Annotated in this window: 13 protein-coding genes; 3 read left to right on the top strand and 10 right to left on the bottom strand. The window is 63.3% G+C overall.

The annotated features are described in order from the left end of the window. The first annotated feature begins 22 nt into the window (after positions 1 to 22). Together OQE62_RS01920 and nagX are read left to right on the top strand one after the other, a co-directional pair. Entirely contained in the window at positions 23 to 3,106 is a 3,084-nt protein-coding gene (locus OQE62_RS01920) for a chitinase C-terminal domain-containing protein (RefSeq protein ID WP_265720290.1), read from the top strand. A 224-nt stretch (positions 3,107 to 3,330) separates the two neighbouring features. Further along, on the top strand, positions 3,331 to 4,428 hold the full coding sequence (gene nagX / locus OQE62_RS01925) for a transmembrane glucosamine N-acetyltransferase NagX (protein ID WP_265720291.1): 1,098 nt from the start codon (positions 3,331 to 3,333) through the stop codon (positions 4,426 to 4,428). A gap of 36 nt (positions 4,429 to 4,464) precedes the next feature. Here nagX and OQE62_RS01930 read toward each other — a convergent pair whose 3' ends face one another. Further along, on the bottom strand, positions 4,465 to 4,890 hold the full coding sequence (locus OQE62_RS01930; protein WP_265720292.1) for a MarR family winged helix-turn-helix transcriptional regulator: 426 nt from the start codon (positions 4,888 to 4,890) through the stop codon (positions 4,465 to 4,467). 173 nt (positions 4,891 to 5,063) lie between these two features. Here OQE62_RS01930 and OQE62_RS01935 point away from each other — a divergent pair, with 173 nt between their 5' ends. Beyond that, entirely contained in the window at positions 5,064 to 6,260 is a 1,197-nt protein-coding gene (locus OQE62_RS01935; protein WP_265720293.1) for a multidrug effflux MFS transporter, read from the top strand. Between the two features lie 138 nt (positions 6,261 to 6,398). Here the strand turns inward: OQE62_RS01935 and OQE62_RS01940 are convergent, their stop codons facing one another. From OQE62_RS01940 to OQE62_RS01980, 9 genes are all read right to left on the bottom strand, one after another. Beyond that, positions 6,399 to 6,902 carry a protein disulfide oxidoreductase gene (locus tag OQE62_RS01940; protein ID WP_265720294.1) on the bottom strand — a complete coding sequence of 168 codons (504 nt, stop codon included), beginning with the start codon at positions 6,900 to 6,902 and terminating at the stop codon, positions 6,399 to 6,401. 23 nt (positions 6,903 to 6,925) lie between these two features. After that, positions 6,926 to 7,534 (bottom strand): thioredoxin family protein, encoded by a 609-nt coding sequence (locus OQE62_RS01945; RefSeq protein WP_265720295.1) that lies wholly within the window; start codon positions 7,532 to 7,534, stop codon positions 6,926 to 6,928. Continuing rightward, positions 7,531 to 9,573 (bottom strand): protein-disulfide reductase DsbD family protein, encoded by a 2,043-nt coding sequence (locus OQE62_RS01950; RefSeq protein WP_265720296.1) that lies wholly within the window; start codon positions 9,571 to 9,573, stop codon positions 7,531 to 7,533. The genes OQE62_RS01945 and OQE62_RS01950 overlap by 4 nt, the downstream gene beginning before the upstream one ends. Positions 9,574 to 9,832: 259 nt before the next feature. Next, entirely contained in the window at positions 9,833 to 11,734 is a 1,902-nt protein-coding gene (locus tag OQE62_RS01955) for a metallophosphoesterase family protein (RefSeq protein WP_265720297.1), read from the bottom strand. A 94-nt stretch (positions 11,735 to 11,828) separates the two neighbouring features. Next, a complete protein-coding gene (gene tsaA, locus OQE62_RS01960; RefSeq protein WP_265720298.1) occupies positions 11,829 to 12,536 on the bottom strand; it encodes a tRNA (N6-threonylcarbamoyladenosine(37)-N6)-methyltransferase TrmO in 708 nt (235 codons plus the stop codon). Between the two features lie 120 nt (positions 12,537 to 12,656). Continuing rightward, on the bottom strand, positions 12,657 to 14,120 hold the full coding sequence (locus tag OQE62_RS01965; protein ID WP_265720299.1) for an NAD-dependent succinate-semialdehyde dehydrogenase: 1,464 nt from the start codon (positions 14,118 to 14,120) through the stop codon (positions 12,657 to 12,659). Positions 14,121 to 14,354: 234 nt separating this feature from the next. Next, complete coding sequence (gene der, locus OQE62_RS01970; RefSeq protein WP_265720300.1) at positions 14,355 to 15,749, bottom strand: ribosome biogenesis GTPase Der; 1,395 nt, start codon at positions 15,747 to 15,749, stop codon at positions 14,355 to 14,357. A 249-nt stretch (positions 15,750 to 15,998) separates the two neighbouring features. Then, positions 15,999 to 17,162 (bottom strand): outer membrane protein assembly factor BamB, encoded by a 1,164-nt coding sequence (gene bamB / locus OQE62_RS01975; RefSeq protein WP_265720301.1) that lies wholly within the window; start codon positions 17,160 to 17,162, stop codon positions 15,999 to 16,001. Next, positions 17,159 to 17,896 carry a YfgM family protein gene (locus OQE62_RS01980; protein ID WP_265720302.1) on the bottom strand — a complete coding sequence of 246 codons (738 nt, stop codon included), beginning with the start codon at positions 17,894 to 17,896 and terminating at the stop codon, positions 17,159 to 17,161. The genes bamB and OQE62_RS01980 overlap by 4 nt, the downstream gene beginning before the upstream one ends. Positions 17,897 to 17,916 lie beyond the last annotated feature (20 nt).

Consider the following 17,916-nt stretch of genomic DNA (forward strand, 5'->3'; position numbering starts at 1 on the left):
ACTGCTCCAGCAAGGTGAAAATATGCACAAGCAACTCGCGCTCGGCGCCCTCGCCGCAGCCATGCTCGGTGCGGGACACGCACATGCCGTGGACTGCTCCAGCCTCTCCCCATGGAATGCTTCCACCGCCTACAACGGCGGCGCCCGGGTAGAACACAACGGCAACGCCTACGAAGCCAACTGGTGGACCCGGGACCAGGATCCGGAAGAGTACTCTGGCCAGCATCAGGAGTGGGCCCTGCTCGGCGCCTGTGACGATGGCGCGGATAACCCGCCCCGGGGCTCGATAACCAGTCCCACCGCCGGCTCTGTATTCACCGAAAATGACAGCGTTATCATTTCCGCGGATGCCAGCGACGACAACGGCGTGGCCGCGGTGGAGTTCTATATCGACGGCAACTCCATCGGCACGGACAACGAGGCGCCCTACCAGACCACCTGGATCGCGGTGGCCGGCTCTCCGCTGATCACCGCGCGGATCGAGGACACGGCAGGACAGGAGGCTCTCACCAATGATATCGGCATCACCGTGGAGCCCGGTGACCAGGAACCGAACACCCCTCCCAGTGTCAGCCTCGACACACCCGCCGACGACAGCAGCTACGAGGAAGGAGTCAGCGTCAGCCTGAGCGCCTCGGCCGAGGACGACGAGGGCCCAATCGGCCGCGTCGAATTCTATGTCGGCGGCCGGAAAGTCGGCGAGGATGCCAGCGCGCCCTACAGCTACGACTGGACCGCCGAGGCCGGCGAACACGAGGTTTTCGCCCGCGCCTACGACAGCGCCGACACCTGGGCGGATTCCACAGCGATCTCGATCACCGTCAACGGCGAACCGGTGACCGGCGACTTCCCCTGCCGTCCGGACGGTCTCTACACCAGCCCCGGCACACATCCGGATTACTGCGATATCTACGACGAGGCCGGACGCGAGAAAATGGGCGCCGACCATCCGCGGCGGATCATCGGCTATTTCACCAGCTGGCGTAACGGTAGCAACGGCCAACCCAGCTACCTGGTGAAAGATATTCCCTGGGGCAAGATCACCCATATCAACTACGCCTTCGCCCATGTGGGCAGTGACTACTCCCTATCCGTGGGCAACACCGACAATCCGGACAACCCCGCCACCGGCATGCAGTGGCCGGATGTACCCGGCGCGGAAACCGATCCGGATTACGCTTACAACGGACACTTCAACCAGCTGTCCAAATACAAGGAATCCCACCCGGATGTAAAAACCCTGATCTCCGTCGGTGGCTGGGCCGAGACCGGTGGCCACTTCAACGAACACGGTGACCGCGTAAATGACGGTGGCTTCTACACCATGACCACCAACGCCGATGGCAGCATCAATCACCAGGGTATCGAGGCCTTCGCCGATTCCGCAGTGGATTTTATCCGCACTTACGGCTTCGACGGTGTGGATATCGACTACGAATATCCCACCACGATGAACGACGCCGGCAACCCGTTGGATTTCGGTATCGCCAATCCCATGCGCGCCCACCTGATGGAATCCTACGAGGAACTGATGCGGGTGCTGCGCGAAAAGCTCGACGCGGCCGGCGAGCAGGACGACACCCACTATATGCTCACCATCGCCTCCCCCTCTTCCGGCTACCTGCTGCGCGGCATGGAAACCATGCAGATCACGCAGTACCTGGACTACGTCAATATCATGACCTACGACCTGCACGGCGCCTGGAACGAATACGTGGGCCACAACTCCGCGCTGTTCGATAACGGCGAAGACCCCGAGCTGGAAGCAGCCAACGTGTATTCCACCTCACAGTACGGCGGTATCGGCTACCTGAATATCGACTGGGCGGTGAAGTACTTCCGCGGATCCATGTCGCCGGGCCGTATCAATATCGGTATTCCCTACTACACCCGCGGCTGGCAGGACGTCGCCGGCGGCAGCAACGGCCTCGGCGGCAGCGCGCCGCTGCCCGCACAATCCGAATGCCCCGAGGGCACCGGCGGCGCAGCCGACTGCGGCAACGGCGCCGTGGGAATCGACAATATGTGGCACGACAAAGACGCCGACGGCAACGAAATGGGGGCGGGCTCCAACCCCATGTGGCACGCGAAAAACCTGGAAAACGGCATCCTCGGCAGCTATCTGGAAGACTACGGCCTGGACCCGACCAACGATCCGGAAGACGAACTGGTAGGTTCCTACGTGCGCCACTACGACAGCGTCGCCGAAGCGCCCTGGCTGTGGAACGAGAACAAGGATGTCTTTCTCTCCACCGAAGACGAAGAGTCCATGAGCGCGAAGGTACAGTATGTGATCGACAGGGGTGTGGGCGGCATCATGTTCTGGGAACTGGCCGGCGATTTCGGCTGGGATGCCAACCGGGGCGAGGCCGGTGAGTACTTCATGGGCTCCACCCTCACCACCCTCGCCTACGACAAGTTCAAGACCGCCGACGACTACCGCGAGCTGCGCAGCGACCGACCACTGCCGGACGAAGCGGTAAATATCGATATGGTGATAGATGGCTTCAAGCTGGGCGACCAGAACTACCCGCTCAACCCGAAGCTCTACATCACCAACAACACCGGCGTCACCATTCCCGGTGGCACGACCTTCGAGTTCGATATGCCCACCTCCACCTCCGACACCATCACCGACCAGAGCGGTGCTGGCCTGGAAGTGATCGAGAGTGGCGCCAATGCCGGCGGTGGCAACGTAGGGGGCGCGGAGCACGAGTTCCACCGCGTGCGCTTCACTCTGCCGGAATGGCAATCCCTGGCCGACGGCGCCACCTGGGACATGACCCTGAACTACTACCTGCCGGTTTCCGGCCCCCAGGCCTACACCGCCACCATCAATGGCACCACTTACGCCCTGGCGTTCGAACATCCCGAGTTGCCGCTAGCGGACCTGTCCGATGGTGGTGACGGCGGTGGCGGCAGCAGCTGTAGTTCAGCCGACGTGGACACCGGCGACCTGGTGACCTATCCGGAGTGGCCCCGGGGCGATCACGCCTCCGGCGGTGACCGGATTATCCACGAAGGCAGTGTCTATCGGGCCAACTGGTGGACCAACTCGGTGCCGGGTAGTGACGGCAGCTGGGAATTTGTCTGCACCGTCGACTGAGTAGCTTCCCTCTCCCTTTGGGAGAGGGAACTTGAAAGAAGCTGTTCTCTCAGGATGTTTCTCTCTCGTCGTTGATCTATAGGTAATGCTCCTATATTTGCCCCGGCTCACCGGGGCTTTTTTCGTTCTTGAGCGGGGGAGTATTTTTCCAATGGATCTGCTCACGGACACGCAACGGGTAAAATGCCCACAAGAGATTCGGAAAAGATGTATCGGGAAGTAGTATGAAAGCCAAAAAACAACGCCTCGCCTCCCTGGATGCCCTGCGCGGTTTCGACATGTTCTGGATTATCGGCGGCGAGGCCCTGTTCCCGCCGTTGCTGGCACTTAGCGGCTGGTCGGTATTCGCGTTCGGTCACAGCCAGATGCAGCATACGGAGTGGAACGGTTTCACCTTCTACGACCTGATTTTTCCGCTGTTCATTTTTCTCTCCGGCGTCACCCTGGGCCTCGCCAGTAAATCCCTGCGCGGACTGCCACTGGCCGAGCGAAAGCCGGTCTACGGCAAAGCGGTAAAGCGCCTGCTGATCCTGGTCGTTTTGGGGATTGTCTATAACCACGGCTGGGGCACCGGCATTCCTGCAGATCCCGGAGAAATCCGCTACGCCAGCGTGCTCGCCCGAATCGGCTTCGCCTGGTTCTTCGCCGCCATGATCGTCTGGCACACCGGTGTGCGCACCCAGTACGCGATCGCCGTCGCCATACTGCTGGGTTACTGGCTGATACAGGCCGGTTTCGGCGACCTGACGCCAGTGGGCTCCGCCAATGCACGAGTCGACCAATGCTGCCTGCCGGGAATCACTTTCCGGAACCGCGCCTACGACCCGGAGGGCCTACTGTCCACCATTCCGGCCATCGTCAACGCACTGATGGGTGTGTTTGCCGGCCGCTGGCTTCGCCGGTATCAGGGACAACACGGGAAAATCCTGCAGGGATTGGTATTCGGCGGTAGCGCCTGCCTGTTGGGCGGCTTTCTCTGGCACTGGATCTACCCGGTGAACAAGGCGCTCTGGACCAGTTCCTTCGTGCTGATCACCAGTGGCTGCAGCCTGTTGCTGCTGGCGCTGTTCTATCTGCTGGTGGATGTCTGGCAGTGGCGGCGGTTCAGCGCTTTTTTTGCGGCAATCGGCTGCAACGCGATTCTCGTGTATCTGGGCACCAGCCTGGTCAATTGGAGCTACAGCAGCCAGAGCCTGTTCGGCGGTATCGCCGCGGCGCTGCCGGAGGCCGGTGGTACCCTGGTGATCGCCATCGGTGTGATACTACTGCAGTGGCTGTTGCTGCGCTGGCTGTATAAACGCGGTATTTTTATCAGCCCCTGAAGCCGTTCGGGTGATCGCCGCCGGCCGGAGCAATTTTCAGTCTTCGTCCGGCAGGCACTTCCGCAGCAGCCCACTCAACTGTTTTTTCTCCGCCGCGCTCAGCGCATTGAAAAACTGTTCGTGGGCGCCCCGCCGGGCCACACGGATTTTTTTCAACACCTCCATTCCCCCATCGCTGAGCGACAATTGCTGGCGCCGCGCGTCTTCCGGATCGGGACTGCGCAGAATCCAGCCTTCCGCCACAAGGGGAGACAGCATCCGGGTAATGGTCGCCTTGTCGCGGCCGGAGCGGCGCGCCAGTGCGCCGGCGGAGATACCGGGCTCGGTGCCGATCATCTGCAGCAACTGTGTCTGAGGCGGGGACAATTCCAGTCCCGCCCGCGCCAGCGACCGTATCATGACCTTGCGCAGCTCGATCATCAGGGCGCCGAGGGTAAATTCGAGGGAGGGGGTATCCGGCATGGCTTCTATCCGCAATCGGCAACAAAACAAACAGCTGGGCTACCCGTAGGCAGTGCATAAAAGTTGACAACGCCAACCACATTTGATTGACTACATCAACTATCTATCCTGCTGCCCCGCCTGTCAAGGCCCAGTGGAAACACATTGCTTGGCTGTCTGTCAGAGGTACTACTTTGAACCACTCCCCCGCCCCGGGTTTCGGGTTTATCCTGCTACTCGCCATGACCGTAGCCCTGGGCCCCCTGGCGCTGGATACCTACCTGCCGGCCTTTCCCGCCATGGCCGACACTCTGGGGGTGGACAGCCACATTCTTTCCCTGAGTATTTCCATCTATGTATTTGCACTGTCGCTGGGCCAACTGATCGGCGGACCGCTGTCCGACCGGCTCGGCCGCGGGCCGGTGCTGCTGTCCGGGCTGGCGGTTTTCACCCTGGCCAGCCTCGCCATCTGGCAGACGGACGACTTCAAGCTGCTGTTGCTATTGCGCGCCCTGCAGGCCTTCGGCGGCGGCTGGGCCGCGGTCTGTGTACCGGCACTGGTGCGCGACCGCATCCGTGGCCGCGAAGCGGCAAAACTGTTCAGCATGATCGGCCTGATCGTGGTGGCTGCGCCGGCCTTTGCCCCCAGTCTCGGCAGCCTGTTGCTGGAACTGGGGGGCTGGCCCAGCATCTTCCTGTTCCTGGGCGTGTACGGCGCGGCTCTGCTGGTGGCCCTGCGCAGCACCCTGTTCCGCGGTCCCCGGACCCCGGTGACGGCACCCGCGACCAGTGCCCTGCGCCGCTACGCGGCGGTTCTGGCCACCCGCCCGGCGCTGCGCTTTATCGGCCTGCAGGCTATGGCCTTCTCGGTGATGATGCTGTTTATCACCCATTCATCGTTTATCTACCAGCATCATTTCGGGGTGGGGCCAAAACTTTTCGCCATACTGTTCGGCGCCAATATCGTGGTGATGACGGCGATGATGCTGCTCAACCGCATTGCCCTGAACCGTTTCTCCCCGCACCGGATACTGCGCATCTCGATCACCCTGCAGGCGGCCGGTATCGCCGCGCTATCGCTGGTACTGTGGCTGGCGCCGACGCTGTGGCTGTTTGTCCCGGCGATGATGATTACAGTGGGCGCCATGGGTGCCATCAGCCCCAACAACCAGGCCAGCTGCATGGAGTATTTTGAAGAAAACGGTGGCACCGCGGCCGCGCTGATGGGCGCTTTGCAGTTTTCGGTAGCGGGCGGGGTTTCGGCGCTGTCTTCCATGCTACCGGAAACCGTGGAGGCGGTTGTCGCGGGTATGGCGATCTGTTCGGCGGTGTGCCTGCTGCTGGTGTGGACGCCGTTCAGGGATTCACTGCCGGCTGAACAGCCGCTTTAGAATGGCGCTCCCCCCCAACCTACACTTGCCATTCCGGCAGGGGCCAGCCCCGAGACGGTGTAGATCGGGCTGAGCCCCGCGAAGTCCAACGAGCAGGGCACGGGCCCATCTTCCGCCGCGCCGATGACCGGTAAGCATTCAATCGGTCAGCGCCAGCCGCAACTGCAGGCCCCATTTGGAGGTGGTGCCCGAGGTCACCCAGCGGACGTCGCCACGGCTGTCGACAATCACGATGGTGGGAGTCACACGCACGCCCCAGCGGCCGCTGAGCGCGCCGGTCGGATCGTTGATGGTTGGAAGCTGAAGCCCGTGATCACGCAGATATCCGCGCAGTTCATTCCCGTCGCCGGACTGCATGGCGACGGAAATGACCTGGTGATCCCGGGCCAGGTCGGAGACGGCCGGGGATACCACCCGACAGTAGGGACACCAGGTGGCCCAGAAATAGATCAGTACCGGCCCGTCGGCAGCCATCCGCTGCAGGTCGACGGCGCGCCCTTCCAGCGTGGTGCCCGCCAGCGGCGGTGCCTGCTCTGTGGGGATACCCCGCTGCTGGTAGTAACCCACAGCGCCGACAATCACCGCCGCAAACAGCAGGACAGCCGCCAGTTTGCCCAGCGCCGCGATCAGTTTTTTCCGCAACGGCATATCCCCTGAGGCACCGGTCAGTACTTGACGCTGCAGCCGTAGGCCCGCGACGAGGCGACGTCGATCGCTTCACCGCTCAGGGAGGCATCCAGCGCAGCGGCCACATAGTTCTCGGAATCGGGTATCACCGCCGGGTTGGCGGAGTCGTTGTTGTCGATGGCGCCGGCGTAAACCACTTCACCCTGCGGGTTGATGATGAACATATGCGGCGTGGTCTTGGCGCCGTAGGCGCGGCCCATGCTGCCGTCCGGATCCAGCAGGAAGGGCGCGCTGGCGTTCAGCTTGTGGGTCTCGGCCTCCGCCAGTGCCTGCGCCGGCTCCAGGTAGCCCTGCTTGCCCTTGGCCGAGGAGATCACCGTCAGCCAGTTGATATCCTCCGCAGTGTATTTCTTCTGCAGCGCCTGCATATTGCCGCTGCCGTAGTGTTTCTGGACATAGGGGCAACCCTGGTTGAACCACTCGAGCACCAGCCACTCGCCCTGGTAGTCGGCCAGCGAATGGGTCTTGCCCTCGGCGTCAACCTCGGAGAAATCCGGGGCCTTTTCACCCGGCACGGCGGCTGCCAGTGCCAGCGTGGGTAGGGCGAGCAACAGCAACAGGCTGCGGATCAGGTGTCTTCCGTTCATGGCGTTTCATCCTCTGCAAGTTGAAGGGTGGATTTCTCATCGAACAGCGCCACTATCATGCGCTTCTGTAAAATCTGCGGCAGCAGCTCCGGCTCTTCCGCACCGGGCGCATACCAGGCGTAGACCGGCACCGAATTGCGCCCCAGTTGCGCCAGCGCCCGGGTGATCTCTGAATCGTGATTGGTCCAGTCGGCACGCACCAGCAGTACGTCGTGGTCGGCGAACAGTTTCATTGCCGCCGGCGTATCCAGCACCAGTTTCTTGTTCACCTGGCAGGTAATACACCAGGCGGCGGTGTAGTCGATAAAGACCGCGCGGCCATCGGCCCGCGCCCGCTCGATGGCGATTTTGTCGTAGGGCTGCCACTCGCCCTGCGCCAGTTGCGGTTCACTCTCCGGCGAGCGCAGCGCGCCGAACGCCGCCACCAACGCACCGACCGCCAGCAGATAGCCGGCCACCCGGCCGGCGCGAGCGAAGTTGCGCCCCAGCCACAGGGCGAAGACCACCGCCAGCAACAACAGGGTGCCGATCAGCCAGCCGCTGTCCCCCAGCAGCCGGCCCAGTACCCACAGCAACCAGATCACCGTGGCGTAGAGCGGGAAAGCCAGCAGCTGTCGGAATTTGTCCATCCAGGGGCCCGGTGCGGGAAGCCTCTTCAACAGCGCCGGGCTGGCGCACAGCAACACGAAGGGCGCGGCGAGGCCGGCGCCGAGCCCCAGGAACAGCGCCATCGCCGAGGCGGATGGCAGCACCGCCGCCGCTCCCAGTGCCGCGCCCATAAAGGGCCCGGTGCAGGGCGCGGCCACAAATACCGCCAGCACGCCGGTGGCAAAGGAACCGCCGCGACTGCTGCCGGCGATATTCATCAGCCGGTGGCCGAACTCGAACACGCCGCTGAACGACAGCGCCATCAACCAGAACAGCAGGATCAGCGCCAGCACCACCGGCGCCGACTGCAACTGGAAGCCCCAGCCCACCGCGGCGCCGCCGGCGCGCAGTGCCAACAGCAGGCCGCCCAGGGCGGCAAAGGTCACCAAAACACCGGCGCTGTAGACCAGCCCCTCGCGCAGCCGGCCGGCGGTATCGGTGCCGGTATTGATCAGGCCGAACAGCTTTATCGACAGTACCGGGAAGACGCACGGCATCAGGTTCAATACGGCGCCGCCGGCAAAGGCGGCCAGCAGCAGCCACCAGAGGGCGGTGGCCTGTCCATCCGTCGGGGCGCTCGACGCGGCACCGAACGGAATTGCATCGAACCGCCAGGCGCGCTCGCCGTCGGTGGCGACAAAACCGGCGGTTTCGGGCCGCTGCGACCCGGGTACCCGCTCGAAGGTGTAGTGGATCCGATCGCCGTCGGTGCGCAGCGCCGGTTCCGTGGCCGTCAGCAGTTCCCCGTCCAGCGGAAATACCCGCGGCGATTGGCCCGGTCCCTCCAGGGTCAAGCGAACCTTTTCGCCGCCGGATTCGGACAGGGATATCGCCCGCCAGGGGCTCCCGGCGCCGGGGCGCGGCACACGCTGCGCAAACCGGTCCCGCAGGGCGCGGTCGCCGCTGTTCCAGCTGGAAGCCGGCCCCACCGGGCGCTCCAGGCGCATGCTGCCGAAGCCGGGGATGCAGTTGATCCTGCACACCAGCCATTCCAGATTTGCCTTCAGGGACAGCGTATCGGCGCCGGCGGCGGGTGTTACCTCGAACAGGTAGGCGACATTGCCCTTGTAGCCGAGATTGGTGAGATGCTCGATCGGCAGGCGCACCGGAAAGGGCCACTGGATCTCGCCCACTGCCGCCGTGTCACTGGCGATATCGAAGCGCGGCGCGGCACCGGAATCGCCCGCGTTGCGCCAGTAGACATGCCACTCCGGATCCACTTCAAAATAGAAACCGATGGTTTCCGTCTCGCCGGCGACAAAGGATTCCGGCGCCAGCCAGCGCACGCGCACATGGTCGCCGCTGGCGCTGTCCTGGGCAGCCGCCACAGAGGCAAGGCCCAACAGGATCACCAGGAGAATGTATTGCGCGACATTGTGCAGGTTGGACACTGACACCTCGTTAATGGCTGCCGGCCCGGATACGGGGTGTTCGGTTTACCGGTGTTATTTTTATACGACAGCGTCATTCAAGCGGATTCGCCGGCCCGCTGCAAATGCGTTTGCGATGGTTGCACCGGGATTGGGGGCAATCGGAGAAAGCGTTGAGGGGGCTCGGGTGGGATGGCCGGAAGTGTAAACGATGTTTCCGGTTTGTACCGTACAGTCCCCTCCCCCCAAGGGAGAGGGGACTGTACGGGGCCATAGCCACTTAATCCAGGCTGTCGCGCTCGACCAGCGCCAGTTCCGCATCCCGCTGCAATACCGCCCACCAGCGATTGTCCTGTGCCGGGTCGAACCCCGCCAGCGGCCAGTCGCCACAGCCGGCGGCCCGCTCCGGCGCCGTATCCAGGTAACTCTGCTGCCAGCCCGCCTGGACCAGGCACTCTTCCGGTGCCAGCGCTCGCCAGTCGCCCGCCTCTTTGATAGCCAGTACCGGGGATTCCCCGGCGTCTTCCGGGCCGCTGAATGACAGCGCGTAGGGGTCGGCCACGGCGTCGCCGATATTCCAGGATTTTGTCGCGTAGTCCGGCAGTTCGACCGGCGGCTTGGCACCGCCGTCGGTGCTGCTCGCGGGCAGCCCCGAATCCGCTTCGATATCTCCGGGCGCGCCGTAGTCGTCCTGGTAGACACCGGTCTGGTTCTGGGTGCCGCTGACAATCAGGATATCGGAAATGGTGTCGTCGCCAGCAGGCAACCAGCTCAGGGTGATGTGCTCTTTCAGGTCGATGGTGGCTTCCGGGATTATCAACGAATCGCTGTCTGTATCCGGTACAGCGCGCTGCGGGCCGTTCAGGTTCGGTGTCCAGCTCTCGTGGTACTGGAACAGCCACTGGTAGGCCAGGCGCATGAGGTCGTTGAGGGATTCCGCGCGGCTCAACCCGGGGGTGTATTCCATATCCCGGGTGCGGGTATCGGTGCGATTGAAGGTCCTGTTGCGCCCGCCAGTCAGTTGCGCCTCACCGCCATTGGGCGACAGGCAGAGAGGGGTACGGTATTCCGGCTGCAATACCATCGCCGAGCGGGTGCCCTCTGGAATCGAATCCGGATAGACCACCACCTCACAGCGGTCGGTGGTGCGGGAAAACCGGTCGAGCAGTGCCCATTCCGCTGCAAACGACTCGGCCCCGTCATTGCTCTGCGCCGTATGGGGTGAGAAATGGGAAGCGTAATCCACCCTGGAGCCGCGGAAAGTCAGCACCGAGGAGTTGACGTCGAGAGACCCCGAGCCGTTTTTCATGGTGGCGTTTTTCTGCGACACGATCGTCTGCACCAAGTCCCGTTCCCCGTAGCGGAATTCGTAGCCCTTGTAGGAGGCGTTGCCGGCCATGATCTGGGTGTAGGCCGGCATGCGGTAATTGCCGCCCGCAGGTGTGGAGCCGGACGGCAGCGTCTGCAGCGCGGTGCGGGCGGAGATCAGCGAACGCTGGTACTGGTGCTCGTGGCCCTGCACATAGATGACGTCGTTGTCGGCGAGGAATTCGCGGATCTGCGGCTGCACCCGATAGACCCGGTTGTCTTCTTTCGTGCCCTCGACAATCTGTTCGCGGGTCTGGCCGTACTTGGCACCGATCAGGCCGTCATGGCTGGCGACGACGATATGATCCACCCTGTCACGCTGCTCGTAGACCACCTGCTCAACCCACTCGAAGGCGATGGGCAGGTTGTAGTAGGCGAGACCGATCACCAGCACATTCTCGCGCACCACATAGTAATTGACCCATTCGTAACCGGGCATATGCACCGCGTCCCCGGGAATGAAATCCCGTATACTGTCGATCCACTCGACGGTGTAGGCATAGCTGGTTTCGTGGTTGCCCATCACCGGCAGGAACTCGATGCCCTTTTCCGCGTAATCGCCGGCCGCGGAGCGCCACTCGGCGAATTCCAGCGCGGAACCGTGATCCGTCAGGTCACCCAGCGCGATCACCATATCCACGCCCGCGGCCTCCTGGTGCTGGAGCACTGCGCGCATCGGGTGCAGGGCCACATGGGCCTGTCCCTCTCTGTCGGTACCGCCCTGGGTGTCGGGCAGCAGGCCGATGCGGAATACCGGCGTTTCGATTGTAGATTGGGAATCCGATTCGCAACCGACAAGAATCAGTGCCGACAAGAGCCAACAGCAACCGGTTCTGATATTACCGACCATTTCTCCCGCTCCATTTACCGGCCCATTGAACCGACAGAAAATGACAGTTTAGCGACATTTATTGGAGATCCCGTTCCCGCAGGGGCGTCAGTGCAGTCACCTCGATCCCCCCGTCGACATAGCGCCAGCGCAGGTCGAAGCCGCACAGTTGCATACCGTAGATCCGCTGCGAATCCGGTTGCTGGTAGGCGGGTTTGGGGTCCTGGGCCAGCACCTGCTCGATCAGTCGCGGCAGGTCCGTGCCCCGGTCGTCGCGGTAGGCGGCGGCCTGTTCGCGGATGGCGTCCGGAATCGATACCGGCAGCGGCGCCGGCGCCGCACCGGCAAAGGCACTGCGCGCCTCGGGGAGCGAGTCGGCGTAGGGAATATAGGGCTTGATATCCAGCACCGGTGTGCCGTCCACCAGGTCGGCGCCGCCGACAATCAATTCGACCTTCGGTTCGGTGCGCACCTCAAGCAGCCGTACCACCGACAGTCCGATATTGTTGGGGTGAAACGGCGAGCGGGTGGCCAGCACGCCCAGTTTTTTATTGCCGCCCAGGCGCGGCGGCCGCACTTTCGCCGACCACTGACCGGCGGCCCGATGAAACTGGAACATCACCCAGATATGGGTATTTTCCTCCAGCCCCGCCACCGCATCGGGCATATCCAGCGGCGGCAGCAGTTCGATGGAAGCGCGGCTGGCGTCGGCCAGCAACGGCTGTCGCGGCACGCCGAACTTTTCGCCGAAGCAGGAGTGGACGGTGGCGATGGGCTCGACAATCATCGGTGACCAGTGCTCAATTGGTAGTAGTAGGATGCGCCGTGCGCACCGGCCGGATTAGCAACGATCTCGATCCTGGCTGGTGCGCACGGCGCACCCTACACTGTTTCCCGTTGGGGGGAATCAGTTATTGATGCCACCGAGGCAGAGATATTTTATTTCGAGATAATCGTCGAGGCCGTACCTGGAACCCTCGCGGCCCTGGCCGGATTCCTTGACACCGCCGAAGGGTGCCATCTCGTTGGAGATGATGCCTTCGTTGACGCCCACCATGCCGTATTCCAGCCCCTCGCTGACGCGCCAGATGCGGCCGATATCGCGGGAGTAGAAATAGGAGGCGAGGCCGAATTCGGTATCGTTGGCCATGGCGATGACTTCGTCCTCGCCGGAGAATCTGTACAGCGGCGAGACCGGGCCGAAAATTTCGTCCCTGAACAGTTTCATCTCGTCGTTGACATCGGTCAGAACCGTGGGCGCATAGAAGCAGTCCCCCATTTCGGCGGGGCCGCCGCTGACAGCCTGCCTGGCGCCCTTGGCGAGGGCATCCTCCACCAGTGCCTTGACATCCTCCACCGCCTGGCTGTTGATCAGCGGACCGACTTCGATGCCCTCTTCCACGCCGTTGCCCATTTTCAGCGCCTCGACGGCGGTGGAAAATTTCTGCGCGAATTCGTCGTAGACGCCGTCCTGTACAAAAATGCGGTTGGCGCTGACGCAGGTCTGGCCGGCGTTGCGGAATTTGCAGATGATGGCGCCCTTGACGGCCTCATCGATATCCGCGTCGTCGAAGACGATAAAGGGTGCATTGCCACCCAGTTCCATCGAGGTTTTCTTGATGGTCTCGGCGCACTGGGCCATCAGCTTTTTGCCCACTGCCGTGGAGCCGGTAAAGGTGAACTTGCGCACCAGCGGGTTGGCGGTCATCTCGGTGCCGATTTCCCGCGAGCTTTTGCCGGCCACCACGTTGAACACCCCGGCGGGAATGCCGGCCTCTTCCGCCAGCACCGCCAGTGCCAGCGCCGACAGCGGCGTATCGGAGGCCGGCTTGGCCACGAACGGACAGCCGGCAGCCAGTGCCGGGGCCATCTTGCGCGCGATCATGGCACTGGGGAAATTCCATGGAGTGACGGAACAGGTAACACCGACGGACTGCTTGATGACGACGACGCGCTTGTCGTTCGACGGCGGCGCGATGACATCGCCGTAGACACGCTTGGCCTCTTCACTGAACCATTCGATATAGTTGGCGCCGTAGGCGATTTCGGTTTTCGCCTCCTTGAGCGGTTTGCCCTGTTCGGCGGTGAGGATTTTTGCCAGGTCGTCGACATTGTCCATGATCAGGTCGTACCAGCGGCGCAGGATCTTGGCCCGCTCCTTGACGGTCTTGTCGCGCCAGGCGGGCCAGACTTTGTCGGCGGCCTCGATGGCGCGGCGGGTTTCATCGGCCCCCAGGTCGGCGATGCTGGCGACCACTTCGCCGGTGGCGGGGTTGGTGATATCGAAGGTTTTGCCGGAATCGGCGTCGATCCACCGGCCGTTGACGTACGACTGCTTGCGCAGCAGGGAAGGATTGTTGAGTTCAAGCATTTTTGGCCTCCATGTTGGTTCGCCTGCAAGCAGGCTCCTGCGGCGGAGCTGGAGCCCTCAGTGCTCCGAGAAAACGGCTCCGCGTTCCCGGGACCGGCCCGTCCGCCGCTCCTTTGGGAGAGGATTGGGGAAAGGGGCACCGGTCGAGGCCCTCTCCCCCGGCCCCTCTCCCGATGGGAGAGGGGAGCTGTTCTTTCGGGTTTCGGGGCCGTCCGGCCCCGAGTCCCGACAACCCTACTTCTTCTTTTTTACAAACTTCATCAAGCGGCGCTTCTTGGCTTTCTGGCGATCGGTCAATTTGTTCTTCCTGCCGGCGTAGGGGTTGCTGCCGCTGCGGAGTTCGATCTTGACCGGGGTGCCGTGCAGGTCCAGCGCCTTGCGGAAGGTTTTTTCCAGGTAGCGCACATAGTGCGCGGGCACCTGCTCCGTCTGGTTGCCGTGGATCACGATCACCGGCGGATTCTGGCCGCCGGCGTGGGCGTAGCGTAGCTTGATGCGGTGGCCGTGCACCAGCGGCGGTTGGTGCTCACTCACGGCCCACTGCAGAATGCGCGTCAGGTGGTTGGTGGACAGTTTGTCGGTGGCGCTCTGGTAGGCGGACTCAATCGACTCGTACAGGTGGCCCACACCGGTGCCGTGCAGGGCCGAGATAAAATGGATATCGGCAAAATCCACAAAGCGCAGGCGCCGTTCCAGTTCCGTTTTCACATACTGGCGGTGGTCGTCCTCGAGCCCATCCCATTTGTTCAGCGCCACCACCAGCGCGCGGCCGGCCTGGATGACGCTGCCCATCAGGTGCAGGTCCTGGTCCACCAGGCCCTCGCGGGCGTCGATGACCAGCACCACCACATTGGCGTCTTCCACCGCCTGTAGCGTTTTGACGATGGAGAATTTCTCCACCGACTCGCGGATATTCTTGCGCCTGCGAATACCCGCAGTGTCGATCAGAGTGTAGGGCTTATCGTCGCGCTCGTAGTTGATATAGACACTGTCGCGGGTAGTACCGGGCTCGTCGTAGACCACCACGCGGTCCTCGCCCAGCAGGCGGTTGACCAGTGTGGACTTGCCCACATTGGGCCGGCCGACGATGGCGATCTTGATACCCTTGGCCTCGTCCGCGATCTCCGGCTCCACCGGTTCGGGGAGGTCTTTCACCACCCGCTCCATCAGCGCGCGCACGCCGCGGCCGTGGGTGGCGGTGGTGGGCAGCAGCTCGCCGATACCCAGTTCGTAGAAAGGCGCCAGGGCGATATCCGGATTGACGCCGTCGACCTTGTTGGCCACCAGCAGGGTCGGTTTGGAGCGGGTGCGGAGCTGGTCGGCGATCATCTCGTCCGCCGGGGTCAGACCGTCGCGGCAGTCCACCAGAAACAGGACCACATCCGCCTCGTCGATGGCCTGCAGCGATTGCTGGGCCATGGCTTCGTCGATGCCCTCCTCATCGCCGCTGATACCGCCGGTGTCGACCAGGATAACCTTGTGGCCCTCGATCTCCGCCTCGCCGTATTTGCGATCGCGGGTGAGACCGGCGTAGTTGGCCACCAGGGCATCGCGGCTTTTGGTGAGCCGATTGAAAAGGGTGGATTTGCCCACGTTGGGGCGCCCGACCAGGGCGATTACTGGCAGCATAGATCGTTCAACTCAAGGCAAATTGGCGTTTGCCAGAAATGCGAACGCCCGCAGAGATGCGGGCGGTATTCCAATTTGGAGGCGCCGGCCCGGCCCTCTCCCCCGGCCCCACTGACTCGCGCCTTCCCTGGCGCTCGCCGCTTCGCGGCGCCTTCGGCGTCCAAATCCGCTCCCGGCGGATTTGTCCCGATAGGAGAGGGGAGCTATTCTATCGGGTTTCGGGGCCATCCGGTCCCGGGGCCCGGAGTATTATCCCCGCTCCAGCCGCAGGGCGACCAGTTCGCCGTCGTCGGACAGGGCAAACAGCAGGTCGCCGTCTGCCAGTAGCGGGATACGCACCGGGTCGCTGTCGATCTCTTCGCGGCCGACAATCTTGCCACTGGCGGGATCCAGCACGTGCAGGTAGCCCTCCAGGTCGCCGACCACCAACACGTCGCCGAAATAGGCCGGCCCGCTGAGTTGGCGGCGCAGCAGGTCGTCGTTGTTCCATACGATCTGACCGTTGCCCACATTGTAGGCGTAGACGCTGCCCCCGGCATCGCTCAGGTAGACATTGCCCGCGCCCACGGCCACGCTGTGGTGGGTCGAGGCGTCGCGCGCCCAGAGGCCGCGGCCGTCCTCACGGGACAGGGCCACGGCGCGGCCCTGGTAACTGGCGGCGAACACCAGGTCGCCGCGTACCACCGGCGAGCCGTCGATATCCACTACCCGGTCCAGCTCGGCGGAGCCCTGTGGAACGGCGACGCGCTGGTCCCAGCGCGGGATACCGTCGGTGGCATCCAGCGCGACCATTTTGCCGTTGTCGAGGCCGGCGTAAACGACGCCGGCGGACATCACCGGTGCGGCGGTACCGCGCAGGGTGAGTACCGGCAGGGTTGTACTGTGGCTCCAACGCTCCTCGCCGCTGGAGGCATCGAGGCCAATCAGCTTGCCGTCGACGGTCTGCACCACCACGCGACCGGAGCCGACCGCTGGCGCCGCGACCACTTCGCTGGACAGCTGATGGCTCCAGACTTCCTCGCCGGTATCCAGGTCCAGCGCCTCGACCCGACCGCGGTAGTCGGCGACCACGGCGAGGCCCTGGCCGACACCCACACCACCGCTGATCTCGACGTCCAGCTCTGTCTCCCACAGACGCTTGCCGCTGCTGCGCTCAAAGGCGACCACATCGCCCTCGCTGTTGGCGGCGACGATGCGGCCGGCGGCGATACCGGGCTGCAGCATGGCGTAGAGTCTGGCGTCGATGTCACCGATATTCTCGGACCAGACCTCACGCAGTTCGACACTGGGTTCGATATCCACCAGTTCGACCGGATCCGTATCCTCTTTGTCATCATTGGAGGCGCAGGCGCCCAGGGTTGCGGCCAGTGCCACGGCCGCCATACGCGCGGTGTTGCGGGAAAGAAAATTCATTGCTCACTGCTCTCCTGGTCCTGTGCGTCTGTCCCCGATTGCGCCGGTCCTGCGCTGTCTTCTGCTGCAGCTTCCTCTTCGGCCGGGGCCAGGCTCTCCGACTTCATGCGCAGCAGCCGGGCGCTGTTGGCCTGATCCGGCAGCAGTTGCGCCAGCGCCTGCTGGTAGGCGCTGTGGGCACCGGCTTCGTCACCCTTCTGCAGCAAGATATCGCCGCGGGTTTCGGCGTAGAGGGCGGCGAAGGCCGGCGGCACCTCGCCTTCCAACAGTGCCAGCGCCTCGTCCGGCTCGCCGCGGGCGGCCTTCACCGCCGCCAGGCGGCGCTTGGCCAGCAGTTCCATGGAAGGTTCGGAGGCGTTGTCCAGTACCCACTGCAACTGTTTGGCCGCGGCCTCCAGGTCATTGTTCCCGGCGGCAATCGCGGCCAGGCGCAGGGCGGCCTGGCTGGCGTAGATACGCTTGCCGAACTCGTCTTTGAGTTGCCGCGCGACACTTTTGGCGGTGGTCAGTTGCTTGTTGTCCGGCTGGCCTTCGTTGGCGGACACTGCCTCTACGAAACTCTGGTAGAGATTGGAGGCCGCCTCGGCCTTGTCGCGTTCACTGGTCTGCCACCACTGGTAGCCGAAGTAACCGGCCAGTGCCAACACCACGCCGGTGACGATGCCCGTGCCGTTTTCCGCCCACCAGCGTTTGAGGGTTTCTATCTGTTCTTCTTCGGTAATGTGGTCAGCCATGTAATTATTTGCCTTTCCAG

Source organism: Microbulbifer halophilus, assembly GCF_026183675.1.
In the GTDB taxonomy this organism is placed as follows: Bacteria; Pseudomonadota; Gammaproteobacteria; order Pseudomonadales; family Cellvibrionaceae; genus Microbulbifer; species Microbulbifer halophilus.